The organism is Thalassobacterium maritimum, from assembly GCF_031127805.1.
GTDB lineage: Bacteria > Verrucomicrobiota > Verrucomicrobiia > Opitutales > Coraliomargaritaceae > Thalassobacterium > Thalassobacterium maritimum.
Genome location: NZ_JARXHW010000092.1, coordinates 1 through 5,618, shown reverse-complemented (window position 1 = coordinate 5,618; position 5,618 = coordinate 1). Strand labels below are relative to the sequence as shown.

At 47.5% G+C, this 5,618-nt stretch carries 5 protein-coding genes and 1 pseudogene; 1 reads left to right on the top strand and 5 read right to left on the bottom strand.

What is annotated here, in order from left to right; translation table 11 throughout:
• Window positions 1–101 precede the first annotated feature (101 nt).
• From QEH52_RS18890 to QEH52_RS18880, 3 genes are all read right to left on the bottom strand, one after another.
• Complete coding sequence (locus tag QEH52_RS18890) at window positions 102–1,274, bottom strand: hypothetical protein (RefSeq protein WP_308952517.1); 1,173 nt, start codon at window positions 1,272–1,274, stop codon at window positions 102–104.
• Between the two features lie 430 nt (window positions 1,275–1,704).
• Complete coding sequence (locus QEH52_RS18885) at window positions 1,705–2,415, bottom strand: hypothetical protein (RefSeq protein ID WP_308952516.1); 711 nt, start codon at window positions 2,413–2,415, stop codon at window positions 1,705–1,707.
• A 75-nt stretch (window positions 2,416–2,490) separates the two neighbouring features.
• Window positions 2,491–2,859, bottom strand: a complete 369-nt coding sequence (locus tag QEH52_RS18880; RefSeq protein ID WP_308952515.1) for a hypothetical protein — start codon at window positions 2,857–2,859, stop codon at window positions 2,491–2,493.
• Between the two features lie 738 nt (window positions 2,860–3,597).
• On the opposite strand from QEH52_RS18880, the pseudogene ltrA reads away from it, so the two are divergent.
• Window positions 3,598–4,837: pseudogene (gene ltrA, locus QEH52_RS18870) on the top strand (group II intron reverse transcriptase/maturase).
• A 65-nt stretch (window positions 4,838–4,902) separates the two neighbouring features.
• On the opposite strand, the gene QEH52_RS18865 reads toward ltrA, so the two are convergent.
• The gene (locus QEH52_RS18865; RefSeq protein ID WP_308952512.1) at window positions 4,903–5,358 is read right to left on the bottom strand and encodes a hypothetical protein; all 456 of its coding nucleotides are present in this window, start codon (window positions 5,356–5,358) and stop codon (window positions 4,903–4,905) included.
• Window positions 5,359–5,435: 77 nt separating this feature from the next.
• Window positions 5,436–5,618, bottom strand: a 183-nt coding sequence (locus QEH52_RS18860) for a hypothetical protein (RefSeq protein WP_308952511.1), incomplete at its 5' end; no start/stop codon positions are given.

Genomic DNA, 5,618 nt, shown 5'->3' with positions numbered 1-5,618 from the left:
AACAGACTGCGTAACATCGTGATCAGTCTGGCTGCGGACCCGCACGGCAGGTGATGTGAGAGCTGGGGGACTTAGTGCCCCTGGCTACTCGATTTGGCTCTTTAGTTTTCTTTCAGTTCGTTTTTATTTTTGTCGGAATAGAACTCCTTTAAATCCAAGTATCTGCGAGTTATGCCTCCCACATTGTCGGTTGTATTGTCGATGGAACTGGTCTTAATGACTAGGTAAAAAGGGTGTCCGACATCATTGATGTCATCAATAATTCCTGTCAGGTCTTCTTGCTGAACAGGTAGATTTACGTATAAATATATCACCATAATCTCATTTGGATTAATATATTTTTCTAAAAAAACGTCCAACGATTCCACGTCGTGAAATATCAAATCATAAGAGCATCGAGAACCATCGCGTGAAGATTCTGCGTTAAATTTAACTTCGTTATCAGGGGAATAGTCAGGGAATGTTCCGTCATCACTTTTGCGCCTTGTGAACTTCGTGAAATAGATAGGATCCCCATTAATTCGATTTTTTGGCACCACGTAGACATTCACATGTTGGCTCCAGTGGTATAGGTTGCCTAGTGGCGTAATGTAGATACTTTCCGGCACGTCAGGCGGACTTCCAATGTCTGAGGAGTAGTCGATTACATTTTCATACATGAAGTAGACGTAACCGTTGTGATGGACGCCCTTTGTGACGAGCTGGTCGCCGCGAAATAAAGACAGATCATCGCTCTTAATTTCTAGGTTATATTTTTCAGTTAGGCGTATGCTTCTTTTTACTTCTCTCTCTTCGCGATGAGCCTCTCTGAGCCTAAGAGCCAAAGGCTCTATGCTTCTTTTTCTCCTGAAGTGATCAGCACTACCTCCTGGGAGAGTGGTTTCAGTCTTATCAGCAAAGTATATTCGGTCATCATCATACACCCAATCTAGATTGCTCTGTTGGCTTATGAATTCTATCACTCTTGATAATCTCAAATTCCTCAGTTGGAGATTTACTGATTTTTCCTGTGCCTTCTCCGAAACGACAAAATCAAATTCGGCTCCTTCACTTTTCAACATATCAATTGCTTCTGAAAGCGGGACATTTTCGAGCGGGATAATTTTCAGCGTAATATCCTTTTCTTCGGGAATGCTACTGCTCAGTGCATTGATCTGAGATTCTACTTTCGCCACCTCATCTTGAATCGACGTCAATCTAGACTGATAGGTATCATTTCCACTTAGAAACGATAACTGGCAGAAGAGCCCGAGGCATACTAGATATTTTTTCATTCTTCTATTTTAGCCAACGATGAGGACAGGCAACCCGCCTGACGAGTTAGAAGTCCTGTTGATTTTTAGAGTTTTACGGGCGGGTTATCGGGTTGTCCTGCTCCGGCTGGTTCTATCTTTGATTTGCCTTACCAGGTGTCGTGTCAATATTAGGAATAAAACACCAAATCCGCACAAATGCGGTGCAATCGAGAATCCATTTTTTTTAGCATCGATCAGCCCGAGAATCAACAGAACTAAAGCTACGGCATAGAATATGGTATCACTCAAGGAACCTTCATATTTCTTTCTGCCTTCTTTTTCTTTAAGAGTAAGAGGCGGCTCAGGGGCTGTGAATCTGAAGGTTTTCATTTCTTTCCGTAGAACGTGGAGCACTATCGCGACTGAAGCGCGGAGCGCGAAAGGAGTTGATAGCTGCGTCTGGATAGACTCATTTTTGTTTTGTGATTCGACCACCTTCGAGCTGCCAACGCATGTGTGTTCCTCTCTCGTGTGGAATTAGGCTTGGAGAATACAGAGCTACTACAAGTTCGTTCCCATCCTTATGGTAAACCCCGTAAAATTCATCCTCAAATTGTAGTTTCATGTCGTTCTCGCGATCCATAATGACTAGAACATCATTATCCCAAGGATCTAGTATCGCACTCTCTGAGTATAGCATTTGAGGCTCCTTGCTTTTTAGATAATCTACTAGGCCTTCAATTTTTGTTCGGTCGTCGCCAAATGGAAAATCAACGCGCTCAGGATACATTCTGACGTAATCTATGATATGAGGTATCAGTATTTCGTCGTATTGTATCCATTCCATTCTTCTTTCTTGAAAGACTTTTCTCTCTTGAGCGATCTTCTCTTCTTTTTGCCTTTGTATTGTGGAGCCGATGAATGCAGCGCTCATGCATAAAGCTGGGATTAAAGACACAAGGGCATAAAATTTCTTCTTGGTCGTTAAGGAAATGCCCAGACCCAATACAACGGCTATAATCGTTATAAGTAGGGCAATTCTCGTCACATAACCGCCAAACATAACGACACCGTCCCAACTTCCTGGACCCGGATCTTCCCAGATTAAATACACATAGACGAGCCAAGCAACTGGAAGTAAGCAGAGGAGAGTCCAGAATGTTTTAGCAATGTATCTCATTTCTTTGTCTATCGTCAAGAGGTGGCACGGAGTGAGGAACGAACGGAGTTGTCCACTCTCGCCTGGATCTACTCTTCATTGAGTCTGGGTTGGTTTAAAGGTTACTGTTCCTTTCGATATCAGGATGTCTACTTCAATCTCATCGGCTACTATAGAAATGACCTCAATCCATGTGATCAGTTCTTTGTGGATTGTGATCCTCTTGTTCAGTTTTTCTTCGCTGACCAAGGGAGCTTCAATGCTCAATGGAAATGCCATGCTGTCACTCAGGGCTTCTAGTATTTTCTTTGCAGGAGTATCGGTGAAGTTGACTTTGGGGATCGTGGTCTTCGTTGCCTGCTGGATCGTCCATTCGTAGGTGATTGGATCGGGAATATCCCAATCAGTCGCACTTGCCGTAGCAGCTAGGAATGCGAGTAGGGGGATGGTTACGATTGCTTTCATTTCTTCTGTAGATCGTCGAGGATGATCACGTAGAGGAGCGCAGCGACTCGGAGTTGATCACTCCGCCTTGATGTGTGCTGGGTAACCGGCTCATTGATTAAAGGGTGAAATACCATGAATAACGACATAAACATAGTAATCAAGTCTCAAAGCCAGCCTGATGGAGGCGAAGGCTATAGCGCAGGGCAAGCTGTGCACGGTAACGTGTCTGGTGAAGAAGGCCTGTGCGCGAACATGCGGGGCGATGCACAAGAACCTAGTGAGGCAATCCTGATTCGGGACGAGTCTGCATCACAAGACGAAGTCCTCTATTCATCACATGAGGAGGGACGTAGACTAGGCGCTCGCGCATGGAAGGTCAATGAGCACACCCCAGGAGAGCCGTTAAGTGTCACGCAAGTGACTGGCCGTCTCGCAAGAGATGGCGACCGCTTATCGGAAGTCAGCAGAGAGCATAGTAGTCGTAGGCGAAACGGAACTGGAGTAGCTGCCGACGGGTTACCCGTCCAGCGAAGAGTCAGAGAAGAACCACCCCGACAAAGGCTCGAACGGTGCCGCGGCCGAATGGCAGTGGTAAATGAAAGTGGTCAGTAGCCGATGAGTCTTATGAGCGCATTGCAGCAGCCGAAACAGCAGGAGCTGAACTTGCATTTAGAGTCAGGGCGCAACCCTGACCGCAGTTCTGAAGCGTTCGTAGCGTCACATCTGAGTGAAAGCCCGACAGGACAAATCCGCCTCATGGAGTCTATCCTTGAGCGGGAAAACATGAATAGAGCGTATAAACAGGTGAAGTCGAACAAGGGAGCCGCAGGCGTCGACGGGATGACCGTTGGTCAGCTTCGTGGCTACCTCGACCACCATTGGACAAAGATAGAAGCGTCCCTGCTGGCAGGCTCGTATGAGCCGATGCCAGCGAGGCGCAAGGAGATCGAGAAGCCAGACGGCGGCGTGCGTCTGTTGGGCATTCCGACGGTCCTAGACCGTCTGATCCAGCAAGCCATTGCTCAAGTCTTAGAGAGGGTGTGGGATCATACCTTCTCCGAATCAAGCTATCCCGACTTGTCGGGACCCAAATCGCAGCCAGCGCGAAGCAATCGTGCAGTGCCGTCAACATGTGACAGATGGCCTGCGGTTCTGCGTGGACATCGACCTGTCGAAGTTCTTTGACAGGGTCAACCATGACCGCCTGATGAGTCGATTGGCTCTAAAGGTTCAGGATAAGCGGGTGCTCAAGCTGATTCGCAAATACCTCGAATGCGGGGTGATCGTTGATGGATTGGAAGAGGCAACGGAAGAAGGCACGCCGCAAGGCGGGCCACTCTCTCCGCTGCTCTCCAACATTGTCCTAGACGAACTCGATAAAGAGCTAGAGAAACGCGCTCTAAAGTTCGTTCGTTACGCTGACGACTGTGTCGTCTATGTCGGCAGTAAGCGAGCGGGAGAACGCGTAAAGGGAAGTATCACAAAGTTCATTACGAAGCGCTTGCGCCTGAAAGTGAACGAAGCGAAAAGCTCCGTGGGTCGCCCATGGAAAAGCAAATACCTCGGCTTCAGCCTGACTAGCACTCGGGCACAGCCACGGATCAAACTGCATTGGAAAACGCTGGATCGGTTGAAAGCTAAAATCCGCGAACTGACAGGCCGCCAACGCGGACGTAGTCTCCTAAGCATCATCAAAGAACTCAACGAGTATCTACGGGGATGGTGGGGCTACTTCAGCGTAATGGAAACGCCTTATCAGATCGCACGATTGGCAGGGTGGATTCGGCGCAGACTGCGCAGCTACATCTGGAAGCAATGGAAGAATCGGCGCACCCGCGTCGGCAATCTCATGAAGCTAGGGATTTACGAAGAAACCGCAGTCAAAACAGGCTGCGCCCGAAAGGGAGCTTGGCGTATGAGCCAAGTGAAATGGGTCATGATCGCTTTGCCCAATGATTACTTTACCTCACGCGGACTGGTGATCCCATGGTTTTGAACCTGCCTTGAATCAGCCGAACCGCCACTTACGGATCCGTATGAGTGGTGGTGTGGGAGGGCTCCTCAGTGATGGGGAGTCCTATCCCGATCTACCAGAGCCTGTTTGTATTCGGAATCAAGCAAAGTCTCTACATGCCCATCGCCATAAGCAACTATTCTGAGCTCATCTTTGTTCGATGTAAATGTTCTTGGTGTCGCAGCTATAATGTAGTCCGTTCTTATCTCTGTGCCATGAATTCCTTTGCCGTGGTAGAGCCAATCATAAGGCATCCCCGATTCTGGGTCGTAAAAATAGGCGTATTCTTCCGGTAGAAGGTCTGGCTCAATTTGATGTAGGTAGTCTGGATATTCTCTTTTCTGCTGTTGGTATGTCACAACGCCTACGGCCACCATCTTTATGTCACTTCTTATTTTTGCTCGGAGCGATGGAACAGAAGTGCCACTGTGACTTGGAATCAAGATGACCAGAATCAAGCTGGTCAAAACTAGAGCCAATACGATCTTTAATCCCAGTTTCATTTTATTTTGTAGATCGTCAAAGTGTGGCACGTAGTGAGGCACGAACGGAGTTGTCCACTACTGCCTGGATCTGTGGTTTAATTCTGGAGTAGTAAGTAGGCGAGTGCCCAAGTGGTCAATGCTGAGAGGGTCGAGATGTAGAAGCATGCTCGTATCATACCATCAGACTTCCATTTTTTCTTAGCAGCAGAATAATCTTCAGGGGCTTTTCGGAACAGGTCGATAACTAAGAAGATCGGAATCATGTCGTTAAGGATGAG

Bases quoted from the DNA above. Each gene is read 5' to 3' on its own strand.
- QEH52_RS18890 (WP_308952517.1), bottom strand. From the start codon at position 1,274: ATGAAAAAATATCTAGTATGCCTCGGGCTCTTCTGCCAGTTATCGTTT.
- QEH52_RS18865 (WP_308952512.1), bottom strand. From the start codon at position 5,358: ATGAAACTGGGATTAAAGATCGTATTGGCTCTAGTTTTGACCAGCTTG.
- QEH52_RS18880 (WP_308952515.1), bottom strand. From the start codon at position 2,859: ATGAAAGCAATCGTAACCATCCCCCTACTCGCATTCCTAGCTGCTACG.
- QEH52_RS18885 (WP_308952516.1), bottom strand. From the start codon at position 2,415: ATGAGATACATTGCTAAAACATTCTGGACTCTCCTCTGCTTACTTCCA.